The following is a 16,075-nucleotide window of genomic DNA, read 5'->3' as shown; positions in this document are numbered from 1 at the left end:
TGAAAATACTAGTTAATAGCCCTTATCGTTAATTCATATGAAACTCAAATTACCTTCAGTACACTCCTTATGGATCAGCTTTGTTAAAGTTGTTTCTCGGTTTCCTTTGCAGGTTTTAGTGGCTATAGTAGCTACCATATCATGGTGTTATATCGTAGATGTAAGTAGGCATACGGAAGAGCAGCTTGCTGTATTTCTTTCTGTTTGCAATCTTGCGTTGACTTTGCTTTTGGCTGTAGATCTTTATGCAGAAGCTAATAAACTTAAGTCTGCAAGACAATGGGCTTTACGATTGGCAGTCGTATTGATCTGTACCGTCTTGTACTTTGTGTTAAAGCCATCTTTTTATCTGGCCGATGTTTTTCGTATAGGTTTGCTGGCATTCGCCTTTCATTTGCTGGTCGCTTTTGCGCCCTTTATAAGGAATGGGAATGCTAATGGCTTTTGGCAATACAATAAAACTTTATTTTTAAGAATCCTGACCTCCGCCTTGTATGCAGGTGTGCTTTTTGCCGGACTGGCCATCGCGCTTGTCGCAATTGATGGCTTGTTTAATGTAAATATTGGCTGGAAGACTTATATGCGGCTATTTGCGGTTGTTACCGCTGGATTTATGACGGTCTTTTTTCTCGCAGGTGTGCCTGATGATTTTGAAGAATTAAACAAAGACGAAAGCTATCCAAAAGGCCTTAAAATATTTACACAGTACGTGTTAATTCCCTTAATGACCATATATCTGCTTATTTTGCTGGTTTATGAGGCTAAGATCATGATCAATTGGGTATTGCCTAAAGGTCTGGTGTCAACGTTGATTTTAGGCTACGCTGTATTTGGCATTCTATCTTTATTGCTCATTTATCCCATCAAGGAAAAAGAAGGGAATGGATGGATGAAGTTGTTTTCAAGGTTCTTTTACGTAATGATGATTCCATTAGTGGTGTTATTGCTGCTTGCTGTTTGGAAAAGAGTGGGTAATTATGGCATTACGGAGTCAAGGTATATACTTATTGTACTGGCCGTGTGGTTAACCTTAATTACGGTTTACTTCCTGATCAGTAAAAAACAAAACATTAAAATCATTCCGGTTAGCTTATGCGTACTTGCTTTGCTGGCTACCTATGGACCACAGAGTGCTTTTTCAGTATCTAAATATTCGCAGGTAGCTCGTTTAAAAAGACTAATGGCTTCTAAAAATCAAAAGGACATTGACCAACGTGGTGCTGTGGTAAATTATTTGGTTGACAGGCATGGCTTAAGTACATTGCAGCCTTTTACAAAGGTGAATTTGGAGGAGCTGGAGACTAAAATTGAAGCAAAGGATACTACACAATCCCGTTATGCGATTAAAAGTAAAAAAACCGATACGGCTTATGCTTTGCTGAACATAAAAACAGTAGGTAGACGGTATATGGATTACGTACGATTTGTTCCGCAAGATGAGTCTATTGTGAATGTAAGGGGGTATGATTACGTAATCCCTATCGAGAGTTATGCCGAACAAAACACTACAAAAATTAATAACCAGCTGGTTGTTGTTGAAAAGGTTAGACAAACTGGAAACCTAACGGTGAAGGTTGGAGCTGAGCTTCAAGCTGAATTTGATTTGCGTAAGCTGGCTGAAGATGCCGTTAAAGCTTTTAAAACAGGTAAATTAAAAGAAAGGCCTAATGGTGGTAATGCTTATTATTTGCCGGAGGATTCACTTTCGCTGGCTCAGAATTTAAATAACTATGAGTTAAAATTGATGATTATGTCGCTCAATACAAGTTCTAATACAGAAGATGCCGAAGAATTAAACAGTCAGTTAAGTTACAATGGTTACCTGCTAATTAGGGTAAAGTAGCCAATTCTTGTTAGATTTGCAGTATGCTGAATTCAGAAACTGCTAATCCTGCTGAGCTTGCCGCCAGGTTTGTAAATTATACTTCCAAACATATTTTCCTTACCGGAAAGGCAGGTACAGGTAAAACTACTTTTTTAAGGCGCTTAATAGACCTAACGCATAAAAAGGCGGTAATTGCTGCACCTACAGGTATTGCTGCAATCAATGCAAATGGAGTGACTATTCATTCCCTGTTTCAGTTACCCTTTGGGGCTTATTTGCCTAAGCAGCCTGCTGCGGATGGGGATCATTACAATCAGCAATACAATACACCAAAATCTATTGTTCGCCATTTAAACATGACTGCTGCCAAACGCAAGGTGTTGCTGGATATGGAGTTATTGATCATTGATGAGGTGAGTATGCTTCGTGCAGATTTATTGGATGCTATTGATATGGTGCTGCGGTATGTCAGAAGAAATAACACCGCCAGCTTTGGAGGCGTGCAGGTTTTATTTATCGGAGATTTACATCAGTTGCCTCCAGTCGTAAAGTCTAACGAATGGACGATGCTCGCACAGTTCTATAAAAGTGCTTATTTTTTCGATGCTCATGCCTTATATCATGAGCCTCCGATTTATATAGAGCTGGAAAAGATATACAGACAGGCCGACAATGTATTCATTAGCTTATTGAATAATTTGAGGAATAATGAAGTAACGGCAGCGGATCTGGTTTTGCTGGAAAAGCATTATCAGGCTGATTTTAAGCCTTCGTTAAATGAAAAGTATATCACCCTAACAACGCACAACAATAAGGCTGATACCTTAAACAAGGAACGGCTCGAAGAACTTAAGGATGTGGCTTACCTGTATGTGGCCAAGGTTGAGAATGAGTTTAGCGAGTATGCTTATCCGGCAGAGCATATTCTTGAGCTGAAAATAGGGGCACAGGTGATGTTTATTAAAAATGATCCTAGTGGTGAGCAGCGCTATTTCAATGGTAAAATTGCTACTGTGATTGCGCTTAAGCCTGATCTGATAGAGGTGCAGACTGAGGGCGATCATGCGAAGATTGTGCTGGAAAAGTATAAGTGGGAAAATATCAGGTATACAACCGATAAGGTAACAGGCGAGATAAAAGAGGAGCTGATTGGTACTTTTACACAATATCCACTTAAACTAGCCTGGGCCATAACGGTACATAAAAGCCAGGGTTTAACATTTGATAAAGCAATAATTGATATCGGGAATGCTTTTGCACCGGGACAGATTTATGTTGCATTATCCAGGTTAAGGTCTTTGGATGGATTGGTTTTAACCTCGCTCATTTCCGGTTCCGGCATCCGACAGGATCAGAATGTAACTTTTTTCTCTAAAAATAAACAAGATCCATCAACATTAGAAAGTAAGATCCAGCATGAGACGGAAACGTTTTTAAGATCCTATTTGTTGCAGTGTTTTGATTTAACTCCATTGGATAATTACGTGTATGAACACGTGCATTCGTATACCAAAGACATTAATAAGTCTGCCAAGCAAAAGCATGTAAAATGGGCTGCTCAGTTGTTAAAGGATCTGAGTGAAGTAAAAACACATGCCAATAAGTTTTTATCGCAAATTAAAAGGTTGTATGAGGATAAATCTGAATCCGGGTTGCAGACTTTGCTGGATAGGGCGACTGCCGCCGAAAACTATTTTAATCCCTTGCTTTCTGCCTTCTCTAAAAGGATATTTGAACGCATGGAGCTGGTGAAACAGGACAAGCAGGTGATTGCCTTTTTAACTGAGCTATTGGAAATGGAAGCCTTGTTTTATGAGCAAGTGAAAAAGATTCGCAAGGCTACAGCCTTACTAGGCGCTACCATTAGTGGAAAAGAGTTTACCAAGAAGGATGTAAATGCCTTGTTAAGTCAGGCAGAGCGGGCTGCCCAAATGGAAACGGTGTTTGCAATGCCGGGTAAACTTGATTTTACAGAGAAAAAAGGTAAATCAACTAAATCAGGAACGTCCAAAGCTCCTAAGAAAGAAAAAAAACCTAAAGCTGATACTAAGGAGTTGTCTTTAACGCTTCTCAAAGAAGGAAAAACCATTCAAGAGATTGCAGAGGAGCGTAAGATGGTTGTTGGTACCATTGAGGGGCATTTAGCGCACTATGTGGCTAAGCAAGAGATTTCTGCCAAAGACATTATTGGAGCGAAAAAATTGAATAAGATATTGGAAGCCATAAGTGAATTGAAAACCTTGCAAATGAACCCGATAAGGGAGCATTTGGGCAGGGATTATTCTTTTGGCGAAATTAAGATCGGTGTTGCCGCACATCTGGCGGAAAGGGAATAAATTGGCTGAAGGGCAGTTAAAAACTGATCTGCCCTTCAAATACCTTTTCAGCAGGACCGCATAAAAATACATGTGTGAATTCTTTGCCGTTGTAATCGAATTCTATGCTTAAATCTCCTCCCAAAACTTTAATAGGTGTTTTTATATGGCCACTTAGGTTTTTATGTTGTGCCATTGATAAAGCTACAGCGGTTACTCCGGTACCGCAGGCATAGGTCTCGTCTTCAACACCACGCTCAAATGTGCGTACAAAAAGGTAATCACCTTTATCTTCTACAAAGTTAACGTTAATGCCTTCTTTTCTGTAGGTATCATTATTGCGAATGGCTTTGCCATTATGATAAACATCATAATCTTCAAGATCTTCCATTTGGGCTACATAATGTGGTGAACCTGTGTTTAATACAAAGGCATCACCATCTCTGTTAATGGTATCTATGTCTATCATTTGCAGGTCTACCCAATTGCCTTTTTCTGAAATTTTGGCGTAATGAGGGCCGTCGACTGCCAAAAAGTTAGTCTCCCGATCAATTATCCCAAGATGTTTGGCAAATGCCACAATGCATCTTCCTCCATTACCACACATGCTACCGGGTCTGCCATCTGCATTGAAATAATGCATTTCGAAGTCAAAATCATCATGAGCAGTTAAAAACATCAATCCGTCTGCACCAATGCCAAAACGCCTATCGCATAGTTGTTTTACACGTTCGTAGTTGATGTCTTGCAATGGGCTGATTCTGTGGTCAATCAGTATAAAGTCGTTTCCGGCACCTTGGTATTTGAAGAAATGAATATCCATTTTTAGTGTTTACTGCTCATTTAACATTTTTTAACAGTATTCGTGACTGTTTACAGATGCAAATATCGCGCTTATGGTATTAAATTTGAATAGTTCTAGAAAAGAAAATAATAGGTAGGTTTCTTAAATAAGTTAAATATAAACTGATATATAAATGAAAAGGATAGGATTAATCGTGTTGGCTGCATTTATAGGTGGTGCAGCTGCAATAGGTGGCTATAAATTGTTAGAGCAAAAAAATGACGGCTTGCTGTCATTTGCAGATCAACAAAAGGTAATTTTTGCAAATAACCCTAAAGTTTCTTCAGCAGGTGCTGTAGATTTTGTGGAGGCAGCAGCGGCAGTATCGCCGGCTGTAGTTCACATTAAGACTTCATATAGCGGTACAAGCGCAACTCAAGGTAGATCATCATCCCCAATGGATATGTTTGATGATCTTTTTGGTGGCGGAGGCCGTAGAATGCAACGTGCCCCTAAAGCAGCTTCAGGCTCAGGTGTGATTTTAACTCCTGATGGTTACATCGTAACCAATAACCATGTGGTAGATAATGCTGATAAGATTGAAGTGATCTTGTCCGATAGGCGTAAGGTAAGTGCAAAGGTGATTGGTAAAGATGCAAACACAGATTTGGCTTTGATTAAAGTTGATGCAACTGATCTACCTGTAGTGAAAATGGGTAACTCTGATCAGGTTCAGATTGGTGAGTGGGTTTTAGCTGTAGGTTTCCCTTTGGATTTGCAAACTACAGTGACAGCTGGTATTGTAAGTGCAAAAGCACGTAATATTGGTATTTTGGCAAGAGATCAGCAGCAGCCATCACAAGAGGACCTTGATGAGTATCAAAGAACAGGGAAGATGCCTTCCCGTGCTGCAAGCAGTAGCATTGAATCTTATATACAGACTGATGCTGCAATTAACCCTGGTAACAGTGGTGGTGCATTGGTGAATGCAAACGGTGAATTGATTGGTATCAATGCTGCTATTGCTTCTCAGACAGGTACAAACGTAGGTTATGGCTTTGCTATTCCAATTAACCTTGCCAAAAAGATATTGGACGATTTCAGAAAATATGGCGCGGTTAAACGTGGATATATTGGTGTTACCTTCAATACATTGGATGCAGATCTGGCCGAGAGGTTAAACGTAAAAGACAATTCCGGATTGTATGTAAGTGAAGTGCTTCCTGGAAGTGGTGCTGCAGCAGCGGGTTTGATGAAAGGTGATATCATTAAAAAGATTGATGGCAATGTAATCTATGATTCTCCGGATTTACAAGAAAAGATTGGTCGTTTAAGTCCTGGTGATAAAGTGGAGTTAACTTATTCCAGAAATGGACAATTGAAAGATACACGCGTGACTTTGAAAGGTGAAAGGAACAATAGCCCGGAAGAGATTTTATTAACCAGTAAAAAAGGAAGGAAAGTAGAGCCTCTTGGCGCTTCTTTTGCACCAGCGCCATCTCAACTTAAAGATAAATATGGAGTAAAAGATGGTGTTGTGGTTACCGAAATAGAACAAGGGAAGGTTTTTGATTCGTTTAAAAACCCTAAAACCTTACTTGTTACTACAGTTAATGGAAAGCCTGTAAATAATTCTAATGATGTCGAAGTAGCATTACGACAGTTTAGGGATCGGAAGACGGTAATATCCGGCATTACTGAGCAAGGGAGTTTCACTCTATCTTTTTAAGGCTCTGCCTTAAAAAGATAGTTGACTTTGTATACATTTTTAGGTTGAGGTTTATGAAGTCTCAACCTAAATGGTAGTTTATGGTCTTCATTAAATTCCGTTAGACCATTAGATTTGTCAATGTTGTAGTAAGGTTAACGATTCTCTTTTAAAATGTGGAATAAAGCCAATGTAGAGTTAGGTCATAGGATGGACAACGCCTACTATTTGCGGTGGACATTTTAAAGTTTGGACTCCATCAGTAACGACGAGTGCTTCGTAATAAGTGGTTGTACCATTTTTATAAACAGACCATTGTTCTAGATTTGTACCACATGGCCCTGCGCCTCCTGTATTAATTCTAAGTACTTGTCCGGTGGGGCAAAGTACAGCACATACGTCGAGTGCAGTACCTCCCGTTATTTTCTTCATTTCATTTCTACTTAGAGTTTTGCCTGATTTTTCTTGCTCTTTTTTCATACTTTATTTAGATTGTTAAATTGTTAACATGAACTTAGCTGTTTTTTTTGAAAATACAAATTTACTTTAATTGCTTTATTAGATGTTAATTGGTTCAATCTGTGGGTGTTTTAGAAATTGAATCGCAATTATGTTTTTAGTGATATTGAAAATGTGTGTTTTAATTTTTTATACTTAATAGACTCAAATTTGGCCCTTATTTATGACTTTAAAACTGTGCGATATTGTTAGTTGGTGGCGGGAAAACCGCATATATGGGGAGCTATCTCTGGATAATAGACTTACTGTAAAAAAGATTCAAGAGGTTTGCCAAGTGAAAAGATATGAAGGGTTATCTACAGAAAATGCTGTGCAAGTACGAATTTTGACGGCTGAATGTTGTGGTAGTGGTCGTAGATCGTCATAACATTGTAATGTTAGAATGTTTCTAAATAGCTGATTTGTGCTTTGAATTAACCGATTAATTCTTTTATTAAATACTTTTGCACATAATAGAAATAAAAAAACAATCTAATGGCAAGTTTCGGAAACGCTTTTTCCTCATCAATTGGAAAAAAATTAATAATGGGCATAACGGGCCTGTTTCTCATTTCATTTCTTTTAGTGCACTGTTTTATCAATGCCCTGATTTTTGTAAATGACGGTGGACTAACCTATAATGTCGGCGCTCATTTTATGGGTACTAACTGGATAATCAGAGCTATGGAGGTGGTATTATTCGCAGGTCTACTTGCGCATATTTTTCAAGGATTCAGATTGGTTTTTCAAAATCAGGCTGCACGTCCGGTTAAATATGCCGTTACTAATGGTGCTGCAAACAGCAAATGGTACTCCCGTTCAATGGGTTTATTAGGTACCTTGCTTTTAATCTTCTTAATTGTTCACATCTCTAAGTTCTGGGTAATGTCGCGTTTTACAGGCATTCCTACAGTAGATGCTAATGGTAACCATGATCTATTCGCGGTAATGGTAACAACTTTTCAAGATCCTTTATTGGTTGTACTTTACGTATTGGGAATGGTTTCTTTGGCTTATCACTTGCTGCATGGTTTCTCTTCAGCATTCCAAACATTAGGATGGAACCACAAGAAGTATACACCAATCATTAAAAGTGTGGGGATGTGGTATTCAATTATCATTTCTTTGTTGTTTGCTTCAATGCCTATTGCAATGTACCTAGGCCTTATTAAATAATTTTTGATCTTAAGTTTAAATAACATGGCAGAATTAAATGCTCATATACCTGAAGGAGAGTTAACAGAGAAATGGACTAAATTACGTTCTTCTATGCCATTGGTTAACCCGGCCAATAAAAGAAGCATAGAAATTATCGTAGTAGGTTCTGGGCTTGCAGGTGCTTCGGCAGCAGCAACCCTTGCTGAAATGGGTTATAAGGTTAAATGTTTTTGTTTCCAGGATTCACCTAGAAGAGCGCACTCTATTGCAGCTCAGGGTGGTATCAATGCAGCGAAAAATTATCAGAATGATGGCGATAGTACTTATCGTTTATTTTATGATACGATAAAGGGTGGTGATTACCGTGCACGTGAAGCTAACGTTCATCGTTTGGCCGAAGTAAGTGCAAATATTATAGATCAGTGTGTGGCTCAAGGTGTGCCTTTGGCCAGAGAGTACGGCGGTTTGTTAGACAACCGTTCTTTTGGTGGTACACAAGTTCAACGTACATTCTACGCTGCAGGTCAGACTGGTCAGCAGTTGCTTTTAGGTGCTTATAGCGCTTTAGAGCGTCAGGTAGGTATGGGTAAAGTTGAAATGTTTACCCGTCACGAAATGCTTGAAGTTGTTGTGGTTGATGGTAAAGCACGTGGTATTATTGCCCGTAACTTGCTTACCGGTGAATTAGAGCGTCACTCGGGACATGCGGTGTTGCTTTGCAGTGGTGGTTATGGAAACGTATTCTACCTTTCTACAAATGCAATGGGTAGTAACGTAACGGCAGCCTGGAAAGCACACAAAAAAGGAGCTTTCTTTGGTAACCCTTGCTACACGCAAATTCACCCTACTTGTATCCCGGTTTCCGGAGATCACCAATCTAAATTAACCTTGATGTCTGAGTCGTTACGTAATGACGGACGTATCTGGGTTCCTAAAAAGAAAGATGATACCCGTAAGGCTTCTGATATTCCTGAGGATGAAAGAGATTATTATTTAGAGCGCAGATACCCTGCTTTTGGTAACCTTGTGCCTCGTGATGTTGCATCACGTGCTGCCAAAGAACGTTGCGATGCTGGTTATGGAGTAGGTGCATCTAAACTTGCAGTTTATCTTGATTTTAAAGCCAATACTGAGCGTTATGGCCGTATTGAAGCTAATAAACACAATATCCATAATCCTGATAAAGAAACCTGTATGCGCTTAGGTCGCGAGGTAATTAAGGAGAAATATGGTAACCTGTTTGATATGTATGCGCAGATTACCGGGGAAGATCCTTATGAATTACCAATGCGTATCTATCCTGCGGTTCACTATACCATGGGTGGTTTATGGGTAGATTATAACTTGATGACAACCGTTCCGGGCTTATATGCTTTGGGAGAGGCTAACTTCTCTGACCATGGTGCTAACCGTTTAGGTGCTTCTGCTTTGATGCAGGGATTAGCGGATGGTTATTTTGTAATTCCTTACACTATCGGTGCCTACTTATCTAAAGAATTGGCTACAAAACCAATTCCTCAGGATCACCCTGCTTTTGTTGAAGCTGAGGCTAGTGCAAGAGGAATTATCGACAAGTTCTTCGCTATTAAAGGAACAAAATCTGTAGATCACTTCCATAAGAAATTAGGAAAGATCATGTGGGAGAAATGTGGAATGGCACGTAACGCTAAAGGTTTAACTGAAGCGATTGCAGAAATTCAAGAACTTCGTAAGGAATTCTGGAGCGATGTTCGCGTTCCGGGAGAGGCCAATGAGTTTAACCCTGAGTTGGAAAAGGCTGGTCGTGTGGCCGACTTTATTGAGCTGGGAGAGTTAATGTGTATGGATGCCCTAAACAGAAACGAGTCTTGCGGTGGTCACTTCAGAGAAGAGTACCAAACTGAAGAAGGTGAAGCAATGCGTGATGACGTAAACTACGCTTATGTAGCTGCATGGGAATACAAAGAGGGTGTTAAATTTGAGCTGCATAAAGAGGAGCTGAAATTCGAAAACATCAAGGTTGCACAAAGAAGTTATAAATAATAGCTAAGTACTAAAATCTCAATATTATGAGTACAGGAAATATGAATTTAACGCTGAAAATCTGGCGTCAAAAAAATACCAAAGCCAAAGGTAGTTTGGTTGATTATAAATTATCAGAGATCTCTCCGGATATGTCTTTCTTAGAAATGTTTGATGTTTTGAACGAACAGTTAATTTCTAAGGGTGACGAGCCTGTTGTGTTTGACCATGACTGTAGAGAGGGGATCTGTGGCGCTTGCTCTATGTTTATCAATGGCAGACCTCACGGACCAAAAGAAGGAATTACAACTTGCCAGTTACACATGCGTTCATTTAAAGATGGAGATACCATCGTTGTTGAGCCATGGAGAGCAAAGGCTTTTCCGGTAATCAAAGATTTAACGGTAGATCGGTCTGCATTTGACAGAGTTATTGCTGCAGGAGGCTTTATTTCGGTAAATACAGGGAACGCACAGGATGCTAATAACCTTCCAATTCCTAAAGTGCAAGCGGATTCAGCTTTCGAAGCTGCAGCTTGTATTGGATGTGGTGCTTGTGTGGCTACTTGTAAAAATGCATCGGCTATGCTTTTTGTATCTGCAAAGATCTCTCAGCTGGCACAATTGCCACAAGGACAACCAGAGCGCTACCGCAGGGTACAGAGCATGGTTGCACAGATGGATGCCGAAGGATTTGGTAACTGTACCAACACCGGAGCTTGTGAGGCTGAATGCCCTAAAGGTATCTCTTTAGAGAATATTGCTCGTATGAATAGAGATTTTTATTCTGCAAAATTTGTATCTGAGGAAGATATTTAATAGTTTTATAGCACGAGACAAGGTATTACACGAAGAACCCCGACCAATTGGCCGGGGTTCTTTGCTTATATTGAATTTGTAATTACTTCTTCATAAATTAGGGAATTAAACATTCACTAAATAAACGCTATGTATTACAAATCAAGATTAAAGAACTCAGGTCTTTTAAAGTATGGGATCTGTGTTCTCCTATTTGCCATTGCATTAACCATGTCATCGGCGAAGATTAGAATGGATAAAAATAACCAGGTAAAAGCTGCGGTATATCTTGGTGACTGGGAGGACTTTTATAAATATGCTAAACGTGCTGTTAGATACCCTGATGCCGCACAGAAGGCTCTGCTACAGGGAACCAGTATAATAAAGTTTAAAGTTGTTAATGGTTTGGTGGAAGATGTAGGTGTTGTGGCCGAACTGGGTGGGGGCTGCGATGCATCGGCAATGAAATGCATCTCATCATATACAGGTTATAAAGATATTAAAGATGGAGATTATACCTTAAAGTTCACATTTATACTTAGTGAAACCAACACACCTAAATTAAACGAAAATATTGCCCCATTAAAAGGATATAAATCCCTGGATGAAGTTACGATAAATGGTTCTGGGGGACTTCCTCAAGGGGTAATTGATGGTTCGCTAAACGGGGATACCAGAGTATATGATTTTATGTCGATAGAGCGGAAGCCATCTTTTGAAGGTGGGAATCCGGCGTTTAAATATTATTTGAAAGAGAATGTAAAGTACCCTAAAAAGGCGGAAAGAAATAATGTTAGTGGTGGCGTTTTTCTTTCTTTTATTGTTGAAGTAGATGGTAGTATAACCAACGTTAAGGTTGAAAGACCGCTGGGCTCTGGTACTGATGAAGAAGCGGTTAGGGTATTAAGGGAATCACCGAAATGGATTCCAGGGAAGCAGAAAGGCAAAGACGTACGTGTAAAATATAATATGGTTGTAGCTTTTGGACAATTCCCTCAATCCTTTAAAGAATAGAATATAAACGGAATTAAAACTAACGAACCCCGACCAATTGGCCGGGGTTCTTTGCTTATATAAAATTTGCTGTTATTGCTATTTGTTTTCTTTTGTTTTCTCTGTCTTTTCAATCACTTTTCCTGTCTTGCTTGTGATCAAAATTACGCCATTAGCTCCTTTAGCCCCATATATTGCTGTAGCCTTGGCATCTTTAAGGATGTTTATAGATTCTATGCTATTCGGATCCAAGGCTTTCATATCTGCGGCGTTGATTAGTTTCCCGTCCAATACGTAAAGAGGACTTTTTTCAGGATTGTCGCCAAATTTCATTTCCCCACCGTTACTATCCACAAAACGAATGCCTGTATTGTTGCCGGAAGGTCGGGTTGATCCCTGTTTGTTTTGTGAGGGTAAGGGCGCATCCTGACCTTTACCAGAATTGAACACAATAGGAAGGTTATATTTTACACGTACAAGCTTGCCATTTTGGGTGCCTGGAATCCATTTCGGTGATGCCTTTAATACCCTTACAGCTTCTTCATCTGTAGCACTTCCCAGTTTTCGTTCAACTTTAATGTCATTTAGCGTTCCGTCTTTTTCCACAGTAAAAGATAGAAATACCTTGCCGTGTACATTGTTTTTAATTGCCTCTTCAGGGTATTTTAGTTCCTTTTTTAAATAGGTATAAAATTGGGCCATCCCCCCGGGAAAACTAGGCTGTTTGTCAATCGACACAAAGTCATAAATCTTATTTTCATCATTTGTGTTGCTGTCAGCAGTTTCTCTTGACATGGCATGTCCCGTAATGGTGATGTCATTTAAGGCTGTATAACCCTTTACTGGTGCTATATTCTCATTTTTTAAAGGAGTGTTGGCGCCGTCTAGTAGAAACTTAACCTTTAAAGTGTAATTACCGTCTTTAATTTTTTTGTAGCCCGTGTAACTTACAATTACCCTCATCACTTCGGCGTCGCAGTGTTCACCTAATTTGGTAGCAATTGCGGCGTTCTCGACCGTGCCATCAGCTACTTTAAATTTGATCATGGTATTCCCCTGTAGCTTGGCTCTATAAGCGAAATAATTATACTTTATGGCTCGTTTCGCATATATGTAAAAGTCCTCCCAACCCGATTCAATTGTCCCTGTTGCTTGCCCTGTAACCATGACCTTTTTTTGTGGCTGAGATGCTGTTGGTTTGTTTATTGATTCTTGTACGACTTCTTTAATCGCTTCTATAGGTGTGTTTAAAGGGATTTCATCAGCTATGTTCTTAATGTTTTTATTATTTCTGATGGTGGCCGATGACATGGTTAATGCAATGGCAAATAGTGGAACAAACAGTCCGTACTTTAAAATGGCTGCTTTCCTTGATCTTGGTTTGTGCAACATAAAAATTCTTTTTTTGATAAGTGATTTATTTAAAAAACTATTTGTTAGTGTATTTTGTGGAACGCCAAAAGCACTGCTCAGTAGCAATAAGGCATATTGTGCTTTATCACCCTGAAATTTTGCAGCTTCATCATCTGCGAGGTATTCATGTATGTGTTTGATGGAAGTTTTGTAGATATAAATAATAGGGTTGAACCAGACAAATATGGCAATGACTTCAAAAAGGATGATGTCCAGACTATGGAGTTGACGAATATGAATCTCTTCGTGTTTATGAATGGTTAATAGCTGAGGTAGATCTTTATCGATTCTTTTATGTTTAAAGAACGAGAAGGCAGTGCCTTTGTCTGTTCTTTTTAATAGTTTACCGATAGAAAGGAGTTGCCAAATGAATTTTCCAAGGAAAAATAAGATTCCTAGGAGGTAAATAGAAACTGCCAGATTACCTATATTGAACCTGTCTGGAGCGGTGTTTTCTACCATTACTTCGGTCATTAGTTCGTTTAACTGACCAACACCAATAGTTAATGGTTGAGTGGTTGGTTGCTCAGCAAACCAATCGAATCTTAAAAAGGGGATAGTTAAGGAGAGTAAGCCCGCAGAAACCAAATAGATTCTGTTGAGCGTGAAATAAGTTTCTTTGTCTAACAATAACTTATAAAAGCCATAAAATACCAGAAGGTAAATGTTGACTTGCAGGATGTAATGTGCCCAACTCATCTTGGTCTGTTTTTAATTTTGTTAATCATTTTAAGAATTTCGTCTACATCACTCAAGTCTAGTTTTTCTTCTTTAACAAAGAAGGAGAACATGCTCTCTACGGAGTTTTCGAAATAACCATCTAAAAGCTTTTCGGTAGCATGTCGTTTATAATCTTCTTTACTGATGAGTGGATAGTATTGATGTGACTTCCCGAAAGCTTCGTGTGCAACAAAGCCTTTGGTTTCGAGAATGCGAATGATGGTTGATACGGTATTGTAGGCAGGTTTAGGTTCTGGTAAAAAATCCATTACTTCTTTAACAAAGCCCTTTTCGATTTGCCAGATGATTTGCATGATCTGCTCTTCGGCCTTGGTTAAATCTTTTATTTCCATATTATATTCGGTTAATAGTTTTATTCTTGTGAGTTATTCCGTTTTGTGCGAAGTTTTCGGTATAACTAAAGATTTAGTATAAACTTATAACTAATATTTTAGTTTTCAAAATGTTTAATACTTTTTTTATTGAGTCCGCAGTTTTTGCTGGTATTAGAGAAACCCCAGACGTCAATTTTTTGAGTAAATAAATTTCTATTGAGTTGATATATTGTGGCTTTTTTAATACTATTGTGCTTATTTTAAGCCGTTGTCTATTCAAAACAGCTGGTCTTTGAGGCTAGATGTTTGTTTTTTATGAATTTACTTTGCATCATTTTACTTTCCTTATCCATAGTAAATAGCCTTACCTTAATTTTTAAGCAAGGTAATTATCGAATAAAAAACAAAATGCTTGGGATTTCCCTTCTTTGTTACCATATATCTTTATTGGTTTATTTTATTTGGTTTGAAACAGGGTATATCATTGATCAACCTCATCTATTAAGGACAATTAGTCCGTTGATGTATTTGAATGGCCCCTTTTTTTACTTCTATATTAGAAATTCCTTACTAAATACGGATGGTTTAAAAACGCGAGATTATTTGCATTTTATTCCTGCGATCATTCATTTGATTGATCTGATTCCTTTTTATTTATTACCGTTTAATGAAAAACAGGAAATCGCTAAAATGATATTTTCTGATAAGGTGTTGTTGAATTACCTCGGGTCTGGATTTATCCCAATTTCATTTCATTACCTCTTTAGGATGGTTTTGCAGTTGATTTATCTTGTATATTGTATTTATCTGGTACAAAAGTCAAAGCCCCAATTTATGACATTGATCAATAGAGAAAAATTGAAGAATTGGTTGTTTATATCATTGTTTTTAATGGGGGTTGTGATTTTTAGTAATTTTTGTCATACCCTAACAACCTATTTTGGCCAGAATCAAGATCAGTATACGGGGTTAAAGCTGTTTTTTTCCTGTATTGCATTTCTGGGAATACTTTCCCTTAACTTTTACATGAACTTTAATCCTGAGTTGGTTTATAATGGTTTTAAGGGGAGTTTAATTAAGGAAGAACTAGCGATTAATAACGCTATTAAAAAGCCTGATTTTCTTAAGGAGCTGGTGGAGGTAGAGATCAAAGACGCTGATCTTTTACTGGAAAAAATCAGATCTGCTTTGGAGGATAAAAAGTTTTTTTTGGGTAAAGGGTTGACCATTGTCGACCTTGCAAAGAATATTGATGTTTCGCCTAAAATTTTGTCAATTCTCATCAACAGAAAATTCAAAACTAATTTTAACGAGCTCATCAATATTTACCGGGTTAATTACGCAAAACAGCTACTAGAAGAGAATGTATTGGCGTTATATTCTATTGAGGGCTTAGCTAGTATGGTTGGATTTAATTCCAGAATAACCTTTTTCAATTCATTTAAGAAAAATGTAGGGATTAGCCCAAAAGAATACGCTAAATCTCTGTTAACTGCTAAAGAGTTAGCTAGTTAAAGTTTCCTTTTTT

12 protein-coding genes are annotated in these 16,075 nt (G+C 38.4%); 8 read left to right on the top strand and 4 right to left on the bottom strand.

Going from position 1 to position 16,075, the window contains the following annotated elements:
* Nucleotides 1-37: 37 nt before the first annotated feature.
* Together P0Y49_20320 and P0Y49_20315 are read left to right on the top strand one after the other, a co-directional pair.
* Nucleotides 38-1,843, top strand: coding sequence for a DUF4153 domain-containing protein (locus P0Y49_20320; protein ID WEK19126.1), 1,806 nt, complete (start codon nucleotides 38-40; stop codon nucleotides 1,841-1,843).
* A 23-nt stretch (nucleotides 1,844-1,866) separates the two neighbouring features.
* Complete coding sequence (locus P0Y49_20315; GenBank protein WEK19125.1) at nucleotides 1,867-4,161, top strand: helix-turn-helix domain-containing protein; 2,295 nt, start codon at nucleotides 1,867-1,869, stop codon at nucleotides 4,159-4,161.
* 16 nt (nucleotides 4,162-4,177) lie between these two features.
* Here P0Y49_20315 and dapF read toward each other — a convergent pair whose 3' ends face one another.
* A complete protein-coding gene (dapF, locus tag P0Y49_20310; GenBank protein WEK19124.1) occupies nucleotides 4,178-4,963 on the bottom strand; it encodes a diaminopimelate epimerase in 786 nt (261 codons plus the stop codon).
* Between the two features lie 154 nt (nucleotides 4,964-5,117).
* Between dapF and P0Y49_20305 the strand changes: the two genes are divergently transcribed.
* Nucleotides 5,118-6,653 carry a trypsin-like peptidase domain-containing protein gene (locus P0Y49_20305; GenBank protein WEK19123.1) on the top strand — a complete coding sequence of 512 codons (1,536 nt, stop codon included), beginning with the start codon at nucleotides 5,118-5,120 and terminating at the stop codon, nucleotides 6,651-6,653.
* Nucleotides 6,654-6,830: 177 nt separating this feature from the next.
* Here the strand turns inward: P0Y49_20305 and P0Y49_20300 are convergent, their stop codons facing one another.
* Nucleotides 6,831-7,064, bottom strand: coding sequence for a hypothetical protein (locus tag P0Y49_20300; protein WEK19122.1), 234 nt, complete (start codon nucleotides 7,062-7,064; stop codon nucleotides 6,831-6,833).
* Between the two features lie 561 nt (nucleotides 7,065-7,625).
* Here P0Y49_20300 and P0Y49_20295 point away from each other — a divergent pair.
* The 4 genes from P0Y49_20295 (at nucleotide 7,626) to P0Y49_20280 (ending at nucleotide 12,100) form a co-directional block, all read left to right on the top strand.
* Nucleotides 7,626-8,306 carry a succinate dehydrogenase cytochrome b subunit gene (locus P0Y49_20295; GenBank protein ID WEK19121.1) on the top strand — a complete coding sequence of 227 codons (681 nt, stop codon included), beginning with the start codon at nucleotides 7,626-7,628 and terminating at the stop codon, nucleotides 8,304-8,306.
* Between the two features lie 24 nt (nucleotides 8,307-8,330).
* A complete protein-coding gene (locus tag P0Y49_20290) occupies nucleotides 8,331-10,310 on the top strand; it encodes a fumarate reductase/succinate dehydrogenase flavoprotein subunit (GenBank protein ID WEK19120.1) in 1,980 nt (659 codons plus the stop codon).
* A gap of 26 nt (nucleotides 10,311-10,336) precedes the next feature.
* Nucleotides 10,337-11,107: a succinate dehydrogenase/fumarate reductase iron-sulfur subunit gene (locus P0Y49_20285; protein ID WEK19119.1), complete on the top strand. Its 771-nt coding sequence runs from the start codon at nucleotides 10,337-10,339 to the stop codon at nucleotides 11,105-11,107.
* A 129-nt stretch (nucleotides 11,108-11,236) separates the two neighbouring features.
* The gene (locus P0Y49_20280; protein WEK19118.1) at nucleotides 11,237-12,100 is read left to right on the top strand and encodes an energy transducer TonB; all 864 of its coding nucleotides are present in this window, start codon (nucleotides 11,237-11,239) and stop codon (nucleotides 12,098-12,100) included.
* Nucleotides 12,101-12,178: 78 nt separating this feature from the next.
* On the opposite strand, the gene P0Y49_20275 is transcribed toward P0Y49_20280, so the two are convergent.
* Both P0Y49_20275 and P0Y49_20270 read right to left on the bottom strand, forming a co-directional pair.
* On the bottom strand, nucleotides 12,179-14,191 hold the full coding sequence (locus P0Y49_20275) for a TonB family protein (GenBank protein ID WEK19117.1): 2,013 nt from the start codon (nucleotides 14,189-14,191) through the stop codon (nucleotides 12,179-12,181).
* Nucleotides 14,188-14,565, bottom strand: a complete 378-nt coding sequence (locus tag P0Y49_20270) for a BlaI/MecI/CopY family transcriptional regulator (GenBank protein WEK19116.1) — start codon at nucleotides 14,563-14,565, stop codon at nucleotides 14,188-14,190. The genes P0Y49_20275 and P0Y49_20270 overlap by 4 nt, the downstream gene beginning before the upstream one ends.
* 816 nt (nucleotides 14,566-15,381) lie before the next feature.
* On the opposite strand from P0Y49_20270, the gene P0Y49_20265 reads away from it, so the two are divergent.
* Nucleotides 15,382-16,062: a helix-turn-helix transcriptional regulator gene (locus tag P0Y49_20265; protein WEK19115.1), complete on the top strand. Its 681-nt coding sequence runs from the start codon at nucleotides 15,382-15,384 to the stop codon at nucleotides 16,060-16,062.
* The last annotated feature ends 13 nt before the right edge of the window (nucleotides 16,063-16,075 follow it).

This window comes from Candidatus Pedobacter colombiensis, from assembly GCA_029202485.1.
In the GTDB taxonomy this organism is placed as follows: Bacteria; Bacteroidota; Bacteroidia; order Sphingobacteriales; family Sphingobacteriaceae; genus Pedobacter; species Pedobacter colombiensis.
Note: the sequence above shows the minus strand (reverse complement) of the source record. Positions and strands in the feature narration are given on the sequence as shown.